The organism is Azospirillum fermentarium (assembly GCF_025961205.1).
GTDB classification, from domain to species: domain Bacteria; phylum Pseudomonadota; class Alphaproteobacteria; order Azospirillales; family Azospirillaceae; genus Azospirillum; species Azospirillum fermentarium.
Genome location: NZ_JAOQNH010000003.1, coordinates 1,214,388 through 1,233,756, shown reverse-complemented (window position 1 = coordinate 1,233,756; position 19,369 = coordinate 1,214,388). Strand labels below are relative to the sequence as shown.

The 19,369-nt window shown below is 68.6% G+C and carries 19 protein-coding genes and 1 pseudogene; 5 read left to right on the top strand and 15 right to left on the bottom strand.

Going from position 1 to position 19,369, the window contains the following annotated elements; all coding sequences use genetic code 11:
• The 10 genes and pseudogenes from M2352_RS25660 to M2352_RS25615 all read right to left on the bottom strand — a co-directional run.
• Positions 1-449, bottom strand: a pseudogene (locus M2352_RS25660) (AMP nucleosidase); the annotation flags it as partial.
• 81 nt (positions 450-530) lie between these two features.
• Entirely contained in the window at positions 531-935 is a 405-nt protein-coding gene (locus tag M2352_RS25655) for a hypothetical protein (RefSeq protein WP_264667341.1), read from the bottom strand.
• Between the two features lie 169 nt (positions 936-1,104).
• Complete coding sequence (locus tag M2352_RS25650; protein WP_264667340.1) at positions 1,105-1,479, bottom strand: helix-turn-helix domain-containing protein; 375 nt, start codon at positions 1,477-1,479, stop codon at positions 1,105-1,107.
• Positions 1,479-1,787 (bottom strand): type II toxin-antitoxin system HigB family toxin, encoded by a 309-nt coding sequence (locus M2352_RS25645; RefSeq protein ID WP_264667339.1) that lies wholly within the window; start codon positions 1,785-1,787, stop codon positions 1,479-1,481. Before M2352_RS25645 ends, M2352_RS25650 begins: the two co-directional genes overlap by 1 nt.
• Positions 1,788-1,921: 134 nt before the next feature.
• Positions 1,922-3,100 carry a signal recognition particle-docking protein FtsY gene (ftsY, locus tag M2352_RS25640; protein ID WP_264667338.1) on the bottom strand — a complete coding sequence of 393 codons (1,179 nt, stop codon included), beginning with the start codon at positions 3,098-3,100 and terminating at the stop codon, positions 1,922-1,924.
• Positions 3,097-4,389, bottom strand: coding sequence for a tRNA (N(6)-L-threonylcarbamoyladenosine(37)-C(2))-methylthiotransferase MtaB (gene mtaB, locus M2352_RS25635; RefSeq protein WP_264667337.1), 1,293 nt, complete (start codon positions 4,387-4,389; stop codon positions 3,097-3,099). The genes ftsY and mtaB overlap by 4 nt, the downstream gene beginning before the upstream one ends.
• A 31-nt stretch (positions 4,390-4,420) precedes the next feature.
• Entirely contained in the window at positions 4,421-5,245 is an 825-nt protein-coding gene (gene dapF / locus M2352_RS25630) for a diaminopimelate epimerase (protein WP_264667336.1), read from the bottom strand.
• Between the two features lie 61 nt (positions 5,246-5,306).
• Entirely contained in the window at positions 5,307-5,999 is a 693-nt protein-coding gene (gene queC, locus M2352_RS25625; RefSeq protein WP_264667335.1) for a 7-cyano-7-deazaguanine synthase QueC, read from the bottom strand.
• A 6-nt stretch (positions 6,000-6,005) separates the two neighbouring features.
• The gene (locus M2352_RS25620) at positions 6,006-6,473 is read right to left on the bottom strand and encodes a GtrA family protein (RefSeq protein WP_264667334.1); all 468 of its coding nucleotides are present in this window, start codon (positions 6,471-6,473) and stop codon (positions 6,006-6,008) included.
• Positions 6,470-7,564, bottom strand: a complete 1,095-nt coding sequence (locus tag M2352_RS25615; RefSeq protein WP_264667333.1) for a glycosyltransferase family 2 protein — start codon at positions 7,562-7,564, stop codon at positions 6,470-6,472. Before M2352_RS25615 ends, M2352_RS25620 begins: the two co-directional genes overlap by 4 nt.
• Positions 7,565-7,891: 327 nt before the next feature.
• Here M2352_RS25615 and leuD point away from each other — a divergent pair, with 327 nt between their 5' ends.
• The 4 genes from leuD (at position 7,892) to M2352_RS25595 (ending at position 12,232) form a co-directional block, all read left to right on the top strand.
• Complete coding sequence (gene leuD, locus M2352_RS25610) at positions 7,892-8,503, top strand: 3-isopropylmalate dehydratase small subunit (RefSeq protein ID WP_264667332.1); 612 nt, start codon at positions 7,892-7,894, stop codon at positions 8,501-8,503.
• A gap of 57 nt (positions 8,504-8,560) precedes the next feature.
• The gene (gene leuB / locus M2352_RS25605; RefSeq protein ID WP_264667331.1) at positions 8,561-9,673 is read left to right on the top strand and encodes a 3-isopropylmalate dehydrogenase; all 1,113 of its coding nucleotides are present in this window, start codon (positions 8,561-8,563) and stop codon (positions 9,671-9,673) included.
• A gap of 395 nt (positions 9,674-10,068) precedes the next feature.
• Entirely contained in the window at positions 10,069-11,517 is a 1,449-nt protein-coding gene (locus tag M2352_RS25600; RefSeq protein ID WP_264667330.1) for a sensor histidine kinase, read from the top strand.
• A complete protein-coding gene (locus M2352_RS25595; protein WP_264667329.1) occupies positions 11,510-12,232 on the top strand; it encodes a response regulator transcription factor in 723 nt (240 codons plus the stop codon). The genes M2352_RS25600 and M2352_RS25595 overlap by 8 nt, the downstream gene beginning before the upstream one ends.
• Before the next feature lie 73 nt (positions 12,233-12,305).
• Here the strand turns inward: M2352_RS25595 and M2352_RS25590 are convergent, their stop codons facing one another.
• The 3 genes from M2352_RS25590 to M2352_RS25580 all read right to left on the bottom strand — a co-directional run bounded on the left by M2352_RS25590 (position 12,306) and on the right by M2352_RS25580 (position 14,075).
• The gene (locus tag M2352_RS25590; RefSeq protein ID WP_264667328.1) at positions 12,306-12,608 is read right to left on the bottom strand and encodes a con-10 family general stress protein; all 303 of its coding nucleotides are present in this window, start codon (positions 12,606-12,608) and stop codon (positions 12,306-12,308) included.
• Between the two features lie 74 nt (positions 12,609-12,682).
• Positions 12,683-13,579 (bottom strand): HpcH/HpaI aldolase/citrate lyase family protein, encoded by an 897-nt coding sequence (locus M2352_RS25585; RefSeq protein ID WP_264667327.1) that lies wholly within the window; start codon positions 13,577-13,579, stop codon positions 12,683-12,685.
• 91 nt (positions 13,580-13,670) lie between these two features.
• Complete coding sequence (locus M2352_RS25580; protein ID WP_264667326.1) at positions 13,671-14,075, bottom strand: hypothetical protein; 405 nt, start codon at positions 14,073-14,075, stop codon at positions 13,671-13,673.
• Positions 14,076-14,322: 247 nt separating this feature from the next.
• Here M2352_RS25580 and pdxY point away from each other — a divergent pair, with 247 nt between their 5' ends.
• Complete coding sequence (pdxY, locus tag M2352_RS25575; protein WP_264667325.1) at positions 14,323-15,183, top strand: pyridoxal kinase PdxY; 861 nt, start codon at positions 14,323-14,325, stop codon at positions 15,181-15,183.
• Positions 15,184-15,195: 12 nt separating this feature from the next.
• Here pdxY and M2352_RS25570 read toward each other — a convergent pair whose 3' ends face one another.
• Together M2352_RS25570 and M2352_RS25565 are read right to left on the bottom strand one after the other, a co-directional pair.
• Complete coding sequence (locus tag M2352_RS25570; protein ID WP_264667324.1) at positions 15,196-16,188, bottom strand: hypothetical protein; 993 nt, start codon at positions 16,186-16,188, stop codon at positions 15,196-15,198.
• Between the two features lie 35 nt (positions 16,189-16,223).
• Positions 16,224-19,340, bottom strand: coding sequence for an ABC transporter substrate-binding protein (locus M2352_RS25565; RefSeq protein WP_264667323.1), 3,117 nt, complete (start codon positions 19,338-19,340; stop codon positions 16,224-16,226).
• Between the last annotated feature and the right edge of the window lie 29 nt (positions 19,341-19,369).

Here is a 19,369-nt window from a genome sequence, read left to right as displayed (position 1 = left end):
GGCAGCCGGTGCAGCCGGTCGGGCGCCAGCCCCCCCTCTACATACAGCCCGTCGGGGAAGGCGAAATGGATGGGGATCGGCTCCTCGCTCACCCCCACCTCCAGCGGAACGCCGTGGTTGCGCAGCAGCAGCCCGGCCTGTTCGCGGAAATAGCGTTCGAACAGGTCGGGGCGGGTGATGGTGGTGCCCCACAGGCCGGGGCCTTCGACGAAGCCGTAGGACAGGCGGGTGTCGATGGTGGCACCCCGTTCCACCTGCAGCCGGATGAAGGGGTAATGGGCGCGCACCGCCCCCCCCAGATCCGCCCCGCCGGTGTAGGCGGAAAAACAGCCGCGCAGGTACGCGGTCTGGTGCTCCCACACCCGGCGCACCTCGTCCACCGCGGCGTCGGCATCGGTGTAATGGCCGCGCGGGCCGGGGGGCAGGGGGGCATCGGGGAAAAGGGGCATGGCGGCCGTATCCGTTACGTCAGTGTGTCTGACATGGGAACGGGGACGCGCCGCGGAAAGCCCCCGGATCAGCCCCCCGGATCAGGAGGAGAGCGCCGAGGGCGGGGCGGTGACCAGCCGCAGGGTGCGCAGCAGCCGTTCCCGTTCCGCCGCCACGCCGGGCAGGCGGACCCACGCCGATTCCGACAGCGCCCGGCGGATCAGGGCGGCAGGGTCGGTGCCGCGCGCCGTGCCGCCCAGGAATTCCCACGCATCGGGGGTCCAGCGCCACAGGCCGCGGGTGGGGCCGTGGGTCACCATGTCGGCGGCGTAGATCCATACCTCCACCACCTCCAGGAACCGCACGCTGACCGACAGGCTGGTCAGGCCGCGGGGGCCGCGCAGCAGCCCCTCGCCGTCGATGACGCGGTAGAGTTCGGTTTCCAGCAGCGGTTCGTCACCGCCGAAGGGGCCGGGCAGGGGCATCAGCCGGGACAGGGTGCTCATGGCGCGTTCCTCCGGGGGGCGGTCCATCCGTGGGGGCAGCCGGCGGGCGCCCGATGGGAAAAAGCTACACGCTATGTTTTAAAAAATATAGCGATTTAACGCAGACGGGCGGGGGGAGAATGCTCTCTCCCGTCCGCTCCCTTTTGGCGACAGACTGAAGACGCCGGAATTAAGCGGCTCGCGTCAGTTCGTAGGGTTGAATCAAGATTTCCGGTGGGATGTGAAGCTCCGCCGACAGGCGGCGGATCATCGACAGCGACAAGGCGCGGCGACGGTTGAGGACTTCCGATACGCGGCCACTGGAGCCGATGATCGGTTCCAGATCGGCGCGGGTCATTCCGCGCTGTTCCATCATGAATTCGATGGCCGCAATGGGATCGGCAGGCGGCATCGGATGGTGCCGCCGTTCGTACGCTTCGACCAGCGTCATCATGAGGTCAAGGCGATCCCCTTCGGGCGTGTCGGGTTCCGCATCCCACAGACCTTCGATTTCGGCGAGCGCGGCGCGGAAGTCGGCGTCGGTCTTGATCGGCTTCAGATCCATCAGATGCTCTCCAATCTGCCCGCGTGGTTCAGTGCGTCATATTCCGCATGGGTTCCGATGAAACGGATGTAAACCATGCGCCATTTGTACTTCACCACAACCACAAGCCGGTATTCGTTGCCGGCGATGTTGAAGACCACCCGGTCTCCGACAAAACTGGCGCTGCGGAATTGGTCCTTAAGCTGCGCCGACCCTGCCCAGTCGGCCCGCTCGGTGATCGCATACCATTGGGTCAGCGCCTCCTGACTGTCGGCCCGGCCGGGCCGTTCCCAATGTTCGCGCAGCATTTTGTATGCGATGATCCTCATAATGTGATCGTAGCGCCTCCCCAGACAGGAGCAAGCACAATTCTCCCAAAATGGGAGGTTTTCTTGAGGCCATCTAACGAAAAAGGGGGCGCCGTCGCCGGCACCCCCCGTTTTTCCGTCAGCCCTGCAGACGCTCAGGAAATGCCCATCAGGGATTTGGAGAACGACTCGGCGTCGAACGGGCGCAGGTCATAGACACCCTCGCCCACGCCGATGGCGTGGACCGGCAGCTTGAACCGCTCGGCCAGCGCCACCAGCACGCCGCCGCGGGCCGACCCGTCCAGCTTGGTCAGGATCAGGCCCGACACGTTCACCATGTCGCGGAACACCTCCACCTGATTGTGGGCGTTCTGGCCGGTGGTGGCGTCCAGCGTCAGCAGCGTGGTGTGGGGGGCGTCCGGGTCCACCTTCTTGATGACGCGGACGATCTTTTCCAGCTCGGCCATCAGCCCGGCCTTGTTCTGCAGCCGGCCGGCGGTGTCGATCAGCAGCACGTCCACCTGTTCGCGCCGCGCACGCTCCAGCGCCTCGAACGCCAGACCGGCGGCGTCGGCCCCGGTTTCCTTGGCCACCACCGGGCAGCCGGTGCGCTCGCCCCAGATCTGAAGCTGGCTGACCGCGGCGGCGCGGAAGGTGTCGCCGGCGGCCAGCATCACCGATTTGCCCTCGTCGCGGAACTGGCGGGCCAGCTTGCCGATGGTGGTGGTCTTGCCGGTGCCGTTCACCCCCACCAGCAGGATCACGTGGGGCTTCAGGCCGGCATCGATCACCAGCGGCTGGGCCACCGGGGCGACGATGCGGGCCACCGAGTCGGCCAGCGTGCGCTTGACCTCGTCGGGGGAGACCTCCTTGCCGAAGCGGGTGCGGGCCAGCTCCGCCGTCATCTTCGCCGCCGTGGCGGGGCCGAGGTCGGCGGTGATCAGCAGTTCCTCCAACTCCTCCAGCGCCTCGTCGTCCAGCTTGCGCTTGGTGAAGATGCCGGTAATGCCCTCGGTCAGCTTGGACGAGGATTTGGACAGCCCGTCCTTCAGCCGGGCCAGCCAGCCCTTCTTCTTCGGCTCCTCGGGCGCCGGCTCGGCGGCGGCCACGGGAAGGGGGAGCGACTCCGGCTCGGGTTCCGCGTCCTGTTCCGGTTCCGGTTCCGGCTCGACAGCCACCGGTTCCGGCAGGGGCTCGGGTTCCGGCTGCGGGGCCGGCTCATACGCGGGTTCGGACGCCGGGGCTTCGGCCTCCGGTGCGGGTGCCGCGTCGGGGGACACACCGGCGGGGGCCGTGTCCTCGGTGGGCTTCTTGCGGAACCAGCGCATAATCATGGCGAAACCGGGGGCATGGTGGGCGGGGAAAGAGGCTGTCCGGTCAGGTGCCCATCGGCATGGCCGGTGATGCGCGCCGGCACCAGGGCGCCGGGCGGGAAGGCGGTGCCCAGACGGATTTCGGCGAAATGCTCGGTGCGGCCCAGATCGCCCGATTCGATCAGAACCATGGCCGTGCGCCCGACGCAGGCGTCCAGATAGCAGGCCACCGCCGCATCGCCCGCGGCGCGCAGGCGGGCGGCGCGCTCCTTGCGGAACGGCGCGTTGTCCTGGGGCATCCTGGCCGCCGGGGTGCCGGGACGGGCGCTGTAGGGGAAGACATGCAGCCATGTCAGCCCGCAATCCTCCACCAGCGCCAGGGTGTTGCGGAACATGGCCTCGGTCTCGGTGGGGAAGCCGGCGATCAGGTCGGCGCCGAACACCACGTCGGGGCGCAGCGACCGCACCCGCTCGCAGAACGCCACCGCGTCGGCGCGGCCATGGCGGCGCTTCATCCGCTTCAGCACCAGATCGTCGCCGGCCTGCAGGCTGAGGTGCAGGTGGGGCATCAGCCGCGGCTCCTCCGCGATCAGCCGCCACAGATCCTCGTCCATCTCGATGCAGTCGAGCGACGACAGCCGCAGCCGCGGCAATTCCGGCACGCAGGCCAGCAGGCGCCGCACCATCTGCCCCAGCGTCGGCGTGCCCGGCAGGTCGGGACCGTAGGAGGTGATGTCCACCCCCGACAGCACCACCTCGTTGTAGCCGGCGGCGGTCAAGGCCCGCACCTGCTCCACCACGGCGCCGATGGGGACCGAGCGCGACGGGCCGCGCCCGAACGGGATGATGCAGAAGGTGCAGCGGTGGTCACACCCCTGCTGCACCTGGACGAAGGCGCGCGCCCGGTCCTCGAACCCGCCGATCAGATGGCCGGCGGTTTCCGTGACCGACATGATGTCGTTGACCAGCACCTTTTCCGCCGGGGCCAGCCCCCAGCTTTCGGGCTGGAGCTTTTCCTGATTGCCCAGAACCTGATCCACCTCGGGCATGGCGGCGTAGCGGGCGGGATCGATCTGGGCGGCGCAGCCGGTCACCACGATGCGGGCATCGGGGTTGTCGCGGCGCAGCTTGCGGATGGTCTGGCGGGCCTGCCGCTCCGCCTCCCCGGTCACGGCACAGGTGTTGACGATGACCACGTTCTCCAGCCCGGCGTTGCGGGCGTGGGTGCGCATCACCTCCGACTCATAGGTGTTGAGCCGGCAGCCGAAGGTGACGATCTCGGGGCCGTCACGGTTGGCCGGGGTGCCCATGTTGCTCACTCTTGCACTGCTCTCGAAAGCGTCAGGCCAGGGCGTCCGACAGGGTGCCGCGGAACGGCACGGCCACCGGCCCCGTCATCAGCACCCGCCCGTCGTCGCGCCATTCGATGGTCAGGGTGCCGCCGTCCAGCACCACGTCGCCGCGGCACCCCACCAGCCCGCGGCGCACCGCCGCCACCCACGCCGCGCACGACCCGGTGCCGCAGGCCCGCGTGATGCCGGCCCCGCGCTCCCACACCCGCATGCGGATGGCGGTGGGGGAGATGACCGAGATGAACTCCACGTTGGTGCGTTCGGGGAACAGCGGGTGGTGTTCCAGGCCGGGGCCGAGGGCCGCCACGTCCACCGCGTCGGCGTCATCGACGATGAAGACGCAATGGGGGTTGCCCATGCTGACCGCCACCGGCGCCGGCAGCCCGGCCACATCCACCGGCAGGTGCAGCGTGTCCATGGCCGACGCCAGCGGAATTTCGTTCCACGCCAGCCGCGCCGGCCCCATGTCCACCGTGACCGTGCCGTCGCCCAGGGTGGCTTCCACCAGGCCCGAGGGCATTTCGAACAGGGTGCGCCGGGTTCCCGCCTCGGTCATCAGCAGCCAGCCGACGCAGCGGGCGGCGTTGCCGCACGCCCCCACCTCGCCGCCGTCGGCGTTGCGGATGCGCATGAAGCCCTGCGATCCCGGCTGGACCGGCGGCTCGATGACGATGAACTGGTCACAGCCCACGCCGGTCTTGCGGTCGGCGATGGCGCGCACCTCCTGCGCCGTCGGGGCGTAGGGGGCGGTTCGGGCGTCGATCACGACAAAGTCGTTGCCGAGGCCATGCATCTTGAGGAAATCGCGGCTCATGGTCTCTGTTATAGGGCCAGGCAACGGATGAGTCCATGGGAACCCCCATGACCGGGGCCGGTCACGCCCCCGCGCGCCACGCAGTCCACCCCCGTGCGCGCAGCTCGCACGCCGGGCAGGCGCCGCAGCCGTACCCCCAGGCGTGCCGCCGGGTGCGGTCGCCGGTGTAGCAGGTGTGGGTGTCCTCCACCAGCAGCTCCACCAGCCCATCCCCGCCCAGCCGGCGGGCCAGATCCCATGTCTGCGCCTTGTCCAGCCACATCAGCGGGGTTTCCACCACGAACCGCCGCTCCATGCCCAGGTTGAGCGCGACCTGCAGCGCCTTCAGCGTGTCGTCGCGGCAGTCGGGGTAGCCCGAATAGTCGGTCTCGCACATGCCGCCCACCAGATGTTTCAGGCCCCGGCGGTAGGCCACCGCGGCGGCGTAGGTGAAGAACAGCAGGTTGCGGCCGGGAACGAAGGTGTTGGGCAGCCCCTCCGCCGTCATGCGGATCTCGGTCTCCTCGGTCATCGCCGTCTGGCCGATGCCGGCCAGGGAGCGCATGTCCAGCCGATGGTCCGGCCCCAGCCGCCCGGCCCAGGCGGGGTTCAGCGCCGCCATGCCGTCCCGCAGGCGCTCCCGGCAGGTCAGCTCCACCGCGTGGCGCTGGCCATAGTCGAAGCCCACCGTCTCCACCCGTTCGAAGCGGTCGAGCGCCCAGGCCAGACAGGTGGCGGAATCCTGCCCGCCCGACAGAAGAACCAGCGCGGTCATGGCCCCTTACGCCCCCTTGAACACCAGCTTCTTGCTGGCGGCGAAGTTGAAGAACATGCCGGCCAGCGACCCAGCCGCCACCGCCAGGACGGGGTGGTCCAGGAACACGCCCCCCGCCGCGATGCAGCCGGCGTAGGCGCCGTAGTTCACCACCCCGCCAAAGGCGTTGGCGGCGACGAAGGCCGCCCATTGCCGCACCAGCGACCGCCCGTGGTCGGCGTGGCGGAAGGTGAAGCAGCGGTTGAGCGCCCAGGTGGCCGTGGCCGCCGCCAGGAACGACGGCACGCGGGCCAGCAGGAACCCGCCCTCAGCCACCCGCTCCAGCCCGGCGCCGTAGAGCAGGGCGTAGAGGACCGCCGTATCGACGGCCAGCCCGGCGACACCCACCAGCCCGAACTTGCCGAACTGCACCGCCAGCCGGACCAGGGATGGGGGGAAGGGCCGGGCCACGGGTGGGGGAAGGGAATGGCTCATGACGGATCGCCCGAAGAAGAGGGGGAGGGGGACGGAGGGGAAAGGGCGCCAGGGGCATGGCCGGGGGCGGGGATGGCCAGATAGCGCATGCGCTTCATCTCCCGCCGGCCCTGGGTCACGGTGTCGAGGATCAGGCCGCAGGTCAGGCTGAGAAAGGCCAGCAGCACCAGCCCCATGGACAGCACCGCCGTCGGCAGCCGCGGCACCAGCCCGGTGTGCAGCCACGTGTCCACCACCGGCACCGCCAGCCCGACCCCGGCGGCCAGCAGCACCGCGAAGACCGTGAAGAAGAAGGCCAGCGGCCGTTCCGTCTTCACCAGCGTGACGATGGTGCGCAGGATGCGGAAGCCGTCGCGGTAGGTGTTGAGCTTGCTGACCGAGCCGGCGGGCCGGTCCTTGTAGGGGGTCTTGACCTCCGCCACCGGCATGCGCAGTTCCAGCGCGTGGACCGTCAGCTCCGTCTCCGTCTCGAAGCCCGAGGCCAGCGCGGGAAAGGATTTGACGAAACGGCGGGAAAACACCCGGTAGCCCGACAGCATGTCGTCGATGCGGCTGCCGAAGATGCGGGCCACCAGCCCGGTCAGCACCCGGTTGCCCAGCCGGTGGCCGGGGCGGTAGGCGGCAACGATGTCGGTCACCCGCACCCCGTTCACCATGTCGAGCTGCCCATCCCACAGCCGCCGGATCATCATCGGTGCGGACGGGGCGTGATAGGTGTCGTCGCCGTCCACCAGGACGTACACGTCGGCTTCCACGTCGGCGAACATGCGCCGGATGACGTTGCCCTTGCCCTGCAGCGGTTCGTGCCGGACGGTAGCCCCGGCGGCCCGCGCCACCGCCGCCGTGCGGTCGGCGGAGTTGTTGTCATAGACGAGCACGGCGGCGTCGGGCAGGGCGGCGCGGAAATCCGCCACCACCCGGCCGATGGCCGCTTCCTCGTTGTAGCAGGGGATCAGCACCGCCACCCGCACCCCCGGTGGCGGCCCGCCGGACGGCAAACCTTTGAGGCCGGCGTCCGGGGCCGCCGTCTCCGGGCGCGGCTTTTCTTCCGGGAACAGGGCCGGCGACACGGCCGTCGGTGATGCGCTCATGACCCAAAACCCGGTTGGCGGACGATAAGGGAGACACGTCATAAACAGCACATCCGGCCCGGCCATTCCAGCGCTTCCCCGGCATGACCGTTCCGTTTCACGTGCAACATCGGGGGAGCCGGCGCTTGATCCCATCCGGGTACGGTTCGGGCGGGAAAACGGGGTGCCCCGCCCGGTTGCTTGCGCAAGGCATGGTGGACGGCGCAACAAAGCTGCCATGAAAACCCATGGTTCCACTGGAATTGCCGCCGAGGGTCTGGTATTCAGCCAAACATTCCGGCCGGCGGCCCTCGCCGGCCCTTGCTCGTGCGGACAGGCTATTGGGCGATGGAAAAGTTTACCGTTCTGACCGGCGTCGCGGCGCCGCTGCCGATGATCAACATCGACACCGATATGATCATTCCCAAGCAGTTCCTGAAAACGATCAAGCGCACCGGGCTTGGCAAGCATCTGTTCGACGAGATGCGCTACACGCCCGACGGCAAAGAGGTTGACGGCTTCGTGCTGAACCAGCCGGCCTACCGCAAGGCCAGCATCCTGGTGGCCGGCGACAACTTCGGCTGCGGTTCGTCGCGCGAGCATGCGCCGTGGGCGCTGGCCGATTTCGGCATCCGCTGCATCATCGCCCCCAGCTTCGCCGACATCTTCTACAACAACTGCTTCAAGAACGGCATCCTGCCGATCAAGCTGCCGAAGGAGCAGGTTGACCTGCTGCTCGACGACGCGTCGCGCGGGTCGAACGCGGTGGTGACCATCGATCTGGAGCGTCAGGAAATCACCGGCCCCGACGGCGGCCGCATCCCGTTCGATCTCGACCCCTTCCGCAAGCACTGCCTGCTGAACGGCCTGGACGACATCGGGCTGACCCTGCAGCAGGTGTCGGTCATCGACGGGTACGAATCCCAGCAGAAGACCGGCCAGCCGTGGATGTGGGGCTGATCCCCCGCGGTCCCGCCACCTTCATCTGATTCCAATCTCCAGCGGAGTGCACGGACGATGCCCGCCAACAAGAAGATCCTGTTCCTCGCCGGTGACGGCATCGGCCCCGAAGTGATGCGCCAGGTGCGCCGCGTCATCGACTGGATGGACCGGCGCCGCGGCGTCACCTTCGACGTGTCCGAAGGGCTGGTCGGCGGTGCGGCCATCGACCAGTACGGCGTGCCGCTGGCCGACGCCACCCTGGCCGAGGCGCTGGCCTCCGACGCGGTGATGCTGGGGGCGGTCGGCGGGCCGAAGTGGGACACCATGTCCTTCGACAAGCGCCCGGAAGCCGGCCTGCTGGCACTCCGCAAGGAACTGGGCCTGTACGCCAACCTGCGCCCGGCCCAGGTGTTCGACGCGCTGGTCGATGCCTCCACCCTGAAGCCGGAAATCGTCAAGGGCCTGGACATCCTGATCGTCCGCGAACTGACCGGCGGCGTCTACTTCGGTGAGCCCCGCGGCATCGAGGATCTGGGCAACGGCGAAAAGCGCGGCATCAACACCCAGGTCTACACCACCACGGAAATCCGCCGCGTGGCGCGGGTGGCCTTCGAGCTGGCGCGCAAGCGCAGCAACAAGGTCCATTCCATGGAAAAGGCCAACGTCATGGAATCCGGCCTGCTGTGGCGCCAGGAAGTGACCCGCCTGCACCAGGAGGAATTCCAGGACGTCGAGCTGCACCACATGTACGCCGACAACGGCGCCATGCAGCTCATCCGCAACCCCAAGCAGTTCGACGTGATCGTCACCGACAACCTGTTCGGCGACATCCTGTCGGACGAAGCGGCCATGATGACCGGCTCGCTGGGCATGCTGCCGTCGGCGGCCCTGGGTGACCCGGACGCCAACGGCAACCGCAAGGCCATGTACGAGCCGGTCCACGGGTCGGCCCCCGACATCGCCGGCAAGGATCTGGCCAACCCCATCGCCACCCTGCTGTCGTTCGCCATGGCGCTGCGCTACTCGTTCAACCTGGACACCGACGCCGGCCTGATCGAAAAGGCCGTGCAGAACGTGCTGGGCGGCGGCATGCGCACCGCCGACATCATGGCCCCGGGCATGGCCCGCTGCTCCACCACCGTGATGGGCGACAGCATCCTGCGCGAGCTGGACAAGCTGGCCGCCTGATCCTTCGGCCCTGCCGTTTTGAAAAAGCCCCCTTCCCGGGCCGGGAAGGGGGCTTTTTCATTTCACCCCGCCATCCTGCGCCATTTTCAAGATCATATCGGCCATCACACTTTTCTTTATTGCCTGCCCTGATATTTCATAAAATCAGATAGTTAGAGTCCTTCAGGTGCTTATTGAAGCACCTGAAGGACTCTAAGCTTTTGGTTTTTCCGTGTGATTCACGCTTCAAACGATTCCGTTTGAACCGATCAAACTCTAATACGGGGATGAACATGGTTTCCCGGTTGTTAATATTTTCTCCACATATACTGCCCGCTACGTGAATCTTTTTATTTTTTGAGTATCAAATATACAATCAAGGTGGCAAATTGATTTTGCATACTTTTGAATGAAATATGAAAGAGCTTCTGGCGACACTCTTCCTGATGTCGATTGTGAACGCGGGTATCGCGGGGCTGATCTGGAATGCCTACCGGCATTTGCAGGGCGTCCGGCTGATCGCGGTGGGATTCATTGTCGGGGCCGTGGCTGTGATGGTGGGGGGGGCGTTCTACCGGCCCGCCCCCGGCTTTCTGAACGGCATGACCGGGTATCTGCCCAACATCCTCGTCTACACGTCCCTGGCGTTGTGCGTGAACGGGGTCATGATTTTTCTGGGGAAAACGCCCCGGCGCTGGCTGTTGCCCTTTTCCATTCTGTTCCCGATGATCTATTGGCCGCTCGCCCTGGCCACCGATCCCGGCGACGGGGCTTTCCGTTCCCTGGCCGGGGCGGTGGTGTTGAGCGTCGGGTTCGGGTCGGTGGTTCCGGTGGTGTGGCGGCGGCAGGGGGATTGCGCCTGGCTGCGCTGGACCCTGCTGCCGGGCATCGTCATACACCTGTCGCTGCAGGGAACATGGTCGCTGTACCGCGTCTGGCTGCGGCTGACCGGCGAGATGGACCCGACCATGTTCTTTCCCTGGACCATCGTCGAATCCGGCGTTGCCCATCACCTGTGGTTCGTGTGCTTCCTGGCCATGCTGGGCGCGCGGCTTCAATCGAAGGTCGAACAGCGCAACCGCGACCTGGCGCACGAGATCGACCGCCGCCGCCATCTGGAACAGCAGCTTGCGGCCACTCTGGCCGCCGAACGGCAAACCCATGCCGAATACCGCCAGTTGCTGGACATCGTGGTGCACGAGGTCCGCACGCCGCTGACCGGCATCGACCGGGCGGCGGAGATGCTCCAGCTTCAGCCCACCGTCCTGCCGGACGCGGGGCTGCGGCGGCTGACCGAGATCCGGGCCGGCGTCCGCCGCGTGGCGGGGCTGGTGGACCGGATCACCGCCAGCGAACGCACCGGCCATGTGCAGTTCCAGCCGCAGCCGCTGGATCTGATGGCGGTGGTGCAGACCGTGGTGGGGGGGCTGGGCCATCTGGGGGCCGAGCGCCGGGTGCAGGTCGCCGGCCCCGGCCATCCGGTCTGGCTGGAAACCGACCCCAGCATGATCATCGCCATTCTGCGCAATCTGGTGGAGAACGCCTTGAAATATTCGCCGCCGCCAACGCCGGTCGTTCTGTCGGCGCTCGCCCATGACGGCATGGTGACGGTCACGGTCACCGACCAGGGAATCGGGATTCCCGATCTGGAGCGCCCGTCCATCGGCCGCCGGTTCTACCGCGCATCGAACACCGGCCGCCACTCCGGCAACGGGCTTGGGCTTTTCATCGCCCGCCGTTTCCTCGCAGAAATGGCGGGAACCATGCGCCACGATCCCGGCCCCGGCAATCTTGGGACATGCGTCACCCTGACCCTGCCGGTGCGGCCACTGGAAACGGACATGCCGGAGGCCCGCTATGCCTGATGCGCTGCCCGAAGTGTTGGTGGTCGAGGATGCCGAAGGGCCGCGGGTCGATCTGGTCGATTACCTGTCCCTGAAAGGATTCCAGGCGGCGGGCGTGGGGTCGGGGGCAGACGCGCGCCAAGCCCTGGCCGTCCGCCTGCCGGACGTGATCGTGCTGGATATCGGTCTGCCCGACGGCAACGGTTTCGATCTGGCGCGGGACATCCGCAGCCGCTACGGGCTGACCTGCGGCATCATCATGCTGACCGGCTTCGCCAGCGTCGATGACAGGGTGGAGGGGCTGGCCAGCGGCGCCGACATCTATCTGGTCAAGCACGCCAGCTTGCGGGAGATCGAAGCGAACATCCGCGGCCTGCTTCGCCGCCTGTCCGCCGCCGGGCCCGGCGATGCACCCCCCGTTCCCGCCCCGTCCCCCGCCGGCTGGCGGGTGGAGCCGCAAAGCTGGCGGCTGATTGCTCCGTCGGGTACGGCGGTGCAATTGACGGCGACGGAATTCGCCTGCGTCGCGGCGCTGTTCCGCTGCCGCGGCACCCCGGTGCCGCGCGGCGATCTCATCGCGGCGCTCGACCGCCCCTCCATGCGCTACAACGACCGCAACCTGGATGCTCTCATCAGCCGGATGCGGCGCAAGGTGGCGGGAGCCTGCTGCGCCGACCTTCCCATCAGCGTCGTCTACGGCGTCGGCTATGTGTTCCGCGACCTTCCGCCGGCATGACGGAAAAAGGGCTGGCACGGGGTACCCCGTGCCAGCCGCCGTTTGACGCGGAAACCCTCCGCCCCATCAAACCCTAGTCGGCGGGCGGGGTGCCGCGGGAACGGCCGCCGCCCTGCCCGTTGTTGTGGCTGGCCTGTCCGCCCTTGCGCCCGGCCTCGGCGGCCAGGGCCGGATTGCGGGCGAAGCTGCGGGCCTGAGCCGGGACGCTGCGCCCGCCCTTGCGCCCGGCTTCCGCCGCCAGTTCCGGGTTGCGGGAAAAGCTGCGCTTGGCGGCGGGCACGCTCTCGCCCCCCTTGGCCGCGATTTCCCGCTGCTTTTCCGGGTCCATGGACGCGAAACCCCGGTTCGACGTCCGTCCGGCCTCCTTTGCCGTCATGGGAACACCTCCACCTCTGCCATGTCCCGTTAACCGGCGGCGAAGGCTTTGGTTCCCGAAGGGATGACGGATTCTCAGCCGCCCGAGGAATCTCCACCGGATTCCTGGGCGGCGATGGCATCGGCCAGCGCGATCAGGCGGCGGGCGTTCTCCACATGCAGGTTTTCCACCAGCCGCCCATCCACCAGCACCACCCCCTGGCCCGCGGCCACGGCGGCGGCGTGGGCCGCGGTGATGCGGCGGGCGTGGGTGACCTCGGCCTCCGACGGGGCGAAGGCGGCGTTGCAGGCGGCAATCGTCTTGGGATGGATCAGGGTCTTGCCGTCGAAGCCCAGTTGGCACCCCTGGACGCAGGAGGCGGCGAAGCCGTCATCGTCGTTCAGGTCCAGATGCACCCCATCGAGAATCGCCAGCCCATAGGCCCGCGCCGCCAGCAGGCACAGCCCCAGGCTGGTGATCATGGGCAGCCGGTCACGGGTGTGGGCGGCGTGCAGATCCTTGGCAAGATCCGAGGTGCCCATCACCAGCCCGCCCAGACGCGGGGTGGATCCGGCGATCTCGCGCGCGTTCAGCATGCCCATGGGGGTTTCCATCATGCACCACAGGCGCAGATCCGCGGGCGCCCCGGCGGCGGCCAGCACCGATTCGGCCTGCCGCACCATGTCGGCGCTCTCCACCTTGGGCAGCAGCACGGCGTCGGCGCCGCTGGATGCCGCCATCACCAGATCGTCATAACCCCAGGGGGTGTTCAGCCCATTGGCGCGGATGATGATTTCCCGCCCGCCGTACCCGCCGGCGGCCACCGCGGCGCGGATGGTGGCGCGGGCGTCGGCCTTGGCGTCGGGGGCCACCGCGTCCTCAAGGTCGAGAATCAGCCCGTCGGCGGGCAGGCTGCGGCCCTTTTCCAGCGCGCGGGCGTTGGAGCCCGGCATATAGAGCACGCTGCGGCGCGGACGGACGGTCATGGCCATGGGATCGTTCCCCGTATCGGAAGGCGGTGATGGTCACCCCCCTGATACCCCCCGGCTCCGGTCCTGTCCATGCCCTGTGGGGGCACAAGGATCAGGCGGCCATGGGTGTGCGCACCCCGCCGGCGCGGGAGGCGCGGAAGGTGGCGAGTTCGCGCTGCAACAGCGCACGCGCGTCGGGGTCCATCCCCTCGGCCACCGTCACCGGCTGTCCGGGGCGCAGGCAGAGCGGGGAGAGGGCGGTGACGATGCCGATGCGGATGCGGTCGGCGGTCAGCCCGGCGGCGGTGTCCCGCACCATGGCGCCCAGCGGCACCTCTTCCAGCGGGCGGGGGGCGGCGTTGCAGCGGTCGAGCAGGGCGGCGATGGTGTCGGCGTGCGCCATGGTGTCGCCGAAGAAGTCGATGATGCCGTCGGGATGCAGGACCACCGACCCGGACAGCAGGGCCACGGTCCCGTCGGCACGGCGCAGTTTCAGGCGAATCAATTCCACGGACATTCCGGTCGTCTCCTACCGCATTGCAGCGCAGCGAAGATTAGCAGCCGCTTGTTACACCCAGAAGTGCATTCGGGTTTCAGCACGGTGTCGGGCGATTTTGTCGCTGTAACCTTGGGACGATAGCCGCATGTTTCTGCAACAATGGGATGCCATGCCTGGGCGATGCCGCCCTGCAGCATTGCTGGAGCGTGTCATGATGACAATCCCACGGTGGACAGTACGGCCAAGCTGATTCATCCTTCCGCCTATGAAGACCGTCCTGTCGATCCAATCCCACGTTGCCTACGGCTATGTCGGAAACCGCGCCGCGGTGTTCCCGCTGCAGCGGCTGGGCTGTGACGTCATCGCCGTCAACACGGTGCAGTTTTCCAACCACACCGGCTACGGCTCGTGGAAGGGGGATGTGTTCACCCCCGCCCATGTGGAGCAGGTGTTGGAGGGGGTGGGGGAGCGCGGTGCGCTCGATTCGTGCGATGCCGTGCTGTCGGGGTATATGGGCGATGCCGCCATGGGCACCGTCATCCTGTCGGCGGTGGCGCGGGTCAAGACGGCGCGGCCCGACGCGCTCTATTGCTGCGACCCGGTGATGGGGGACGTGGGGCGGGGCTTCTTCGTGCGGCCCGGCATCCCGGAATTCATGCGCGACCACGCCGTGCCCGCCGCCGACGTGGTGACCCCCAACCAGTTCGAGCTGGAATACCTGACCGGCTGCCCCGTGACCTCGCTGGCCGAGGCGCTGGCGGCAACGGCGGCCCTGCGGTCCCGCGGACCGAAACTGGTCATGGTCACCAGCCTGACCCGCGCCGAAGCGCCCGAGGGCCGGATCGAGATGCTGGTGGACGGCGATGAGGGCGCGTTCCTGGTCGGCACCCCGCGCCTGCCGCTGGATCCGCCGCCCAACGGGGCCGGCGATGCGGTGGCGGCGCTGTTCCTGGCCCATTACCTGAAGACCCGCAGCGCCGCCGCGGCGCTGGAGGGGGCGGCGGCGGCCATCAACGCCGTGTTCCAGGAAACCCGCCGTGCGGGCACCCGCGAGCTTCAGCTCATCGCCGCGCAGGATCTGATGGCGGCACCCAGCGTGCGCTTTCCCGTCGAACGGGTCCGCTGACCGGCGGGGGGATCACTCCCCCTTGCCGATGGGCTGGCAGACGAATTCCCCCGGCGTGGCCTGCACCCAGCGTCCGGTGCGGCAATCCCGGTCGGGGATGCGCGCGCTTTCGGCCACCGCCGCCGCGGGGGCTGGCGTGGGGGCCGCGCACACATAGCCCTCGGGCGTGTAGCGGAACCAGCTTTCCCCGCCGGACGGGCAGGGGGTGACCACCACGGACCGGGGGGCCGCCGGGACCGCACCGGGAACGATCGGCGCCACCGGCACCGTCCGCGGGGCCGGTGCCGGGGTGGGGACGGGCGCGTCCACCGCCGCCGGCTGGAAAGCCGGGGCCGCCGGTGCGGTGACGGGAGCCGTCTGGGCCGGGGTGATGACCACCGGGGCCTTGGCCGCCGGGGCGGGGGCGACCGGCGGCGGAACGTCGGACGCGGCAGCCATCTGAGCAACCGGGACCATCGGGGCCGCCGCAATGGCCGGGGCGGCGACGGCGGGGGCCGTGCTGGTGGGGATCGGCTGGACCGCCGCGGGCCGGCTGGCTGCGGCCGGCAACAGCGGGCTTTCCACATCGCTCTGATGGGTGGGGGAGGGGGGAACCGCCGCCACGGTGACGGATGCCGTTTCGGCCGGTGCCGGACGCGGTACGGTCGCCGTTGCTGGTGCCGCCGCCACGGGGGCCGGGGCGGCGGCCTTGCGGACCGGGGCGGAGACCGCCGCCGGCTCATCCCCTGTCTCCCGCGTCTTGAGGATGAAGGAGCCGTCCTGCTCGTCGATGGTCAGGGAATAGCGCACGTTGCGGGCGGGATAGCGTACCAGCGGGTCAAGGCGTCCCTCGGTGATGGGGGCCAGCACGTCGGTGCGCGACTCCACCTCGGGCAGGGCGGCCACCGCCACCACCGGGCCGGCGACCATGGGCACGCACCCGCCCGCCGGCACCCCCGCCCCCAGGGCCAGAACCGGCAGAACCAGACGCCGAACCCCGCTGGGGAAACCGGAAAACACCGCCATGACAAAGCCCTTTCCGTTGATCGTCCCGTTTCCGGTCACCGCGCGTCGGCCAGCGCCACCGCCGTGGCCGCCGCCGCCTGCACGGGGGTGCCATGGGTGCCCCCCCCGTTCTCGGCGGCGGTCATGGCGTCCAGCAGGTCCGGCGGCGACGGCTCCAGCCCGGCGTCGCGCAGGGTGGCATAGACCGCCTTCCACACCTTTTCCGGCACCGAGAAGGTGGCGTCGTAATCCTTGACCCAGAAGATCAGGTTGTACTTCGCCAGCCACTGGCCGTTGCTGTTGCGCATGCCGTCGTAGCGCACGAAGGGAGCGGCCCCCCCGGCGCTGGGCATCGTCCCCTCGGCCACGGCGAGCGCGCGGGTCAGCACCTGCGCCATGAAGTCGGGATCGTAGGCCGGATCGGCGTAGTATTCCAGCCGCATCCACACCCGTTCCACCGCGCTGAAATTCACCACGGTGGCCTCCGACACCTTGCCGTTGGGCATGGCGACGGTGTAGCCGGACCCGTTGCGCACCCGCACCGTGCGCCAGGTCATGTCCACCACCACGCCCTTGACCACATCGGTGATCTGCACGCTGTCGCCGATCTTGAACGGCCGTTCCAGGTTCAGGATGATGCCGGAGAAGATGTTGGCGATGTTGGCCTGGATCGCCAGACCGATCACCATGCTGATGAGGCCGGATGCGGCCAGCAGGCTGGTCAGCGGCTGCTTCAGCACGAAGGCGATGACGCCGCACAGCGCCAGCCCGAAGATGATGATCGACGCAAAGCGGCGGATGATGCCGGGGATCTTGCGCTGGGTCTTCACCTCCAGCGGCGTCCACACGAACCGTTCCAGCGTCTGGGTGGCCAGGAACGCCGGCACCAGCAGCCACAGCACGTCGAAGGTGTTGACCACCGCGTTGATGCCGCTGGGCGGCAGGCTGGCCACCGCCCGGTCCAGCGCGATGTTGCCCACCGACATCAGCAGCAGCGGCCACGACAGGATGCGCATGAACAGCGTCTGCATCTTCCAGAACTGGCCGCGGTCCTTGCGGTCCATCAGGCGCGCGAACAGCGCCAGCACGGCGGCGAAGATGGCGATGGTCAGGAAATGGTCGGCGTCGATGACGTCGCGGGCGGCGGGCGCGTCGGGCACCGCCATCACCCCGAAATCGACCCGCGAGAAATCCGGGGCCGGACGCCCGAAGCCCACATAATTGGGGTCGCCTTCGGAGCTGATGGACACCACGTCCTGCGAGATCCAGGCCCGCGACAGCCGCCAGCCGGGCGACGCCGCCAGCACGCGGCCCCCCCGCAGCCGTTCCAGCAGGGCGGAGCCTTCGGCCTGTCCCTCCAGATTGCGGCTCAGCCGTTCCATCAGCGTCGGCTCGCGGGCCGGGACGGCGGTGGAGGCGGCCTTCAGCTTCTCCACGAAATCGGAGGTGTCGATCAGCCCCATGCCCAGAACGTCGGTGACGAACATCACGTTGTTCCGGTTGAGCGTGCGGTGGCGGAAGCTGAGCCCCGCCACCTTGCTGCCGAACGGCTGGCGGACGTTGAGGAAGTCCAGGCTGAACCGCCCCTCGATGCGGTAGGCGGCATAGGTCATGGTGTCGTCGCGTTCCTCGCGGTACGGCTTGCCCAGGTCGATGGGCTTGACCGCGTTGACGAACACCACGTCGGCGGGATTGAAATTGCCGCGGTAGCGGAACCACACGGTGGCGTTGAGCGTCGCCTCGTTCCGGTCGGGGTTCAGGTCGCGGATCTCGTTCATCTGGACGCCCGTGTAGATCACGTTCGTCTTGTACATGAAGCGGTCGTTGACATAGAGCGCCCGGCCCCGCTGCACCTCTTCCAGGAAGTTCGACACGCCCACGTCGCGGATGGGCTGAAGCTGGGTCAGGGCGGCCACCGGGTTCAGGCCGTTGTAGAGCGCCATCATCACCGGGATGTTGGCCTGTCCCTTGTCGTTGAAGATCCAGCTTCCCAGCACGCCCTGAAAGGCGGTTTCGCTGCGGTTGCGGTCGGCCAGCCGGCTGCGGATCTGGTCGGAGATCTGCTGCGGCGTGGCGGTCTTGCCGGCCTCCGGCCCGGCGGCCTTCAGCGTCTGGCCGATGGCGTCGGCGACGAGCGACAGGGAATCGTCGCCCATGGCCGCCGCCCAGTCGGGCACCGAGCGGAACCGCTTCTCGTACTGGCCGTAGAAGCTCTGGGCGCGTTCGTTGGCGGTGTCGAACAGGATCGGCGACGACACCAGCAGGCCGTTGGCGTACGCCTCCGGCGGCTGTTTCGCCGCCAGCTCCACCAGCCGGGCGCGGAAGGCGTTGGACGCCATGCCCGACAGGCCGCCGATCAGGTTGCGCACGTTGGCATCCCGCAGGGCCACCACCGCCTGGGCGCTGTCGGCGGGCGAGCCCAGGATCACCAGGGCGCCGGTGGGCATCTTCTGCTTCACGTCGGCGGCCAGGGCCTGCAGGTCGGTGCTGCCGGGGGCGAAGGTCCATTGTGCCACCAGTCTGGTGCCGAATCGCTGGATGATGCGGTCGAACTGCTCGGCCTGTTCGGCGGTCTGGGGGGTGTCGGCGCGCACCACGGCGATGGTGGGTTCGCCGATGACGTTGCGGACGTAGTTGGCCAGGAACCGGGTTTCGAACAGCGTGTCGAAATTGGTGCGGAACAGCCACGGGTTGGCGTCCCCCCCCGGATCGGCCATGGTGTTCGGCTCCAGCAGCGGCACGCCGCGGGCGGCGTAGACGCCCGCGGCGTCGGCGGCGCTGTCGGGGTGGTGGCCGATCACCGCCAGCACGTCCGCCTGCTGCGCCACCGTCTGGGCCAGGGCGCGGGAGGCGGCGGGGTCGCCCTTGTCGTCGAAGGCGCGCACCTCCACGGGCCGGCCCGACAGGCCGCCCGCGGCGTTGATGAGGCCGGCGCGCAGCTCCGCCCCCTGCCGGATCGCCCGCCCGATGGCCGCGTCCGTCCCCGACAGCGGGGCCACCACCGCCACCACCAGCGGGTCGTGCCGGTCGCCGTCCAGCACCCAGGTGCGCACGATGGCCGACACCAGGGCCGTGATGACGATGGCACTGACGATAATCAGGGCGAAGCGCGCCTTCTTGGTCAGCCGCGGCATGGTTGCGGGCTGGATCTGGGGCTTAAGCCGCTTGAACATGGACACCACCGGGAAGAAAGCGGAAAGGC